This is a genomic window from Streptomyces sp. L-9-10, assembly GCF_004151105.1.
Classification (GTDB): domain Bacteria; phylum Actinomycetota; class Actinomycetes; order Streptomycetales; family Streptomycetaceae; genus Streptomyces.
The window spans coordinates 1-1,551 of the sequence record NZ_PHRF01000108.1; the positions used below are offsets into that span (position 1 = coordinate 1).

The following is a 1,551-nucleotide window of genomic DNA, read 5'->3' on the forward strand; positions in this document are numbered from 1 at the left end:
CTGCCGCTGCTGGTCGTGGCGATCCAGCGCGGCGGGCCTTCCACCGGGCTGCCGACGAAGACGGAGCAGGCCGATCTCCTCCAGGCGATGTACGGGCGCAACGGCGAGGCGCCGGTGCCGGTGGTGGCGCCGCGGACCCCGGCGGACTGCTTCGACGCCGCCCTGGAAGCCGCACGGATCGCGCTGACGTACCGCACCCCGGTCTTCCTGCTCTCCGACGGCTACCTCGCCAACGGCTCCGAGCCCTGGCGAATCCCTGCAACAGATGAACTGCCCGACCTGCGCGTCGAGTTCGCGGCCGGACCCAACCACACCCTGCCGGACGGCACCGAGGTGTTCTGGCCCTACAAACGCGACCCGCAGACCCTGGCACGGCCCTGGGCGGTACCCGGCACACCCGGCCTGGAACACCGCATCGGCGGCATCGAGAAACAGGACGGCACCGGCAACATCTCCTACGACCCGGCCAACCACGACTTCATGGTGCGCACCCGCCAGGCCAAAATCGACAACATCGCCGTGCCCGACCTGGCCGTCGACGACCCCGACCACGCCCGCACCCTCGTCCTGGGCTGGGGCTCCACCTACGGCCCCATCACCGCGGCCGTCCGCCGCCTGCGCAAGACCGGCACCCCCATCGCCCAGGCACACCTGCGCCACATCAACCCCTTCCCCCGCAACCTCGCCGACATCCTCACCCGCTACGACAAAGTCGTCGTACCGGAGATGAACCTCGGCCAGCTCGCCACCCTCCTGCGCGCCAGATACCTTGTGGACGCCCACTCCTACAACCAGGTCAACGGCATGCCGTTCAAGGCCGAGCAGCTGGCCACGGCCCTCAAGGAGGCCATCGATGCCTGACGTCAACGAGCTGCTGACCCTGGTCCCCAAGGCCGAAGCCAGGCAGACCATGAAGGACTTCAAGTCCGACCAGGAAGTCCGCTGGTGCCCCGGCTGCGGCGACTACGCCGTCCTCGCCGCCGTCCAGGGCTTCATGCCCGAACTCGGCCTCGCCAAAGAAAACATCGTCTTCGTCTCCGGCATCGGCTGCTCCTCCCGCTTCCCGTACTACATGAACACCTACGGGATGCACTCCATCCACGGCCGCGCCCCCGCCATCGCCACCGGCCTGGCCACCTCGCGCCGCGACCTGTCGGTCTGGGTCGTCACCGGCGACGGCGACGCCCTGTCCATCGGCGGCAACCACCTCATCCACGCCCTGCGCCGCAACGTCAACCTCAAGATCCTCCTGTTCAACAACCGGATCTACGGGCTGACCAAGGGCCAGTACTCACCCACCTCCGAGGTCGGCAAGATCACCAAGTCGACCCCGATGGGCTCCCTGGACGCCCCCTTCAACCCGGTGTCCCTCGCCATCGGCGCCGAAGCCTCCTTCGTGGCCCGCACCGTCGACTCCGACCGCAAACACCTCACCGAGGTACTGCGCCAGGCCGCCGACCATCCCGGTACCGCGCTGGTGGAGATCTACCAGAACTGCAACATCTTCAACGACGGCGCCTTCGACGTCCTCAAGGACAAGGAGAAGGCCGC

At 68.1% G+C, this 1,551-nt stretch carries 1 protein-coding gene and 1 pseudogene; both read left to right on the forward strand.

All coding sequences use genetic code 11. The annotated features are described in order from the left end of the window. Nucleotides 1-861, forward strand: a pseudogene (locus tag CU044_RS26415) (2-oxoglutarate ferredoxin oxidoreductase subunit alpha); the annotation flags it as partial. Next, nucleotides 854-1,551 (forward strand): 2-oxoacid:ferredoxin oxidoreductase subunit beta (locus CU044_RS26420; RefSeq protein WP_129771263.1); only part of this gene is annotated, 698 nt, incomplete at its 3' end. The pseudogene CU044_RS26415 and the gene CU044_RS26420, both read left to right, overlap by 8 nt.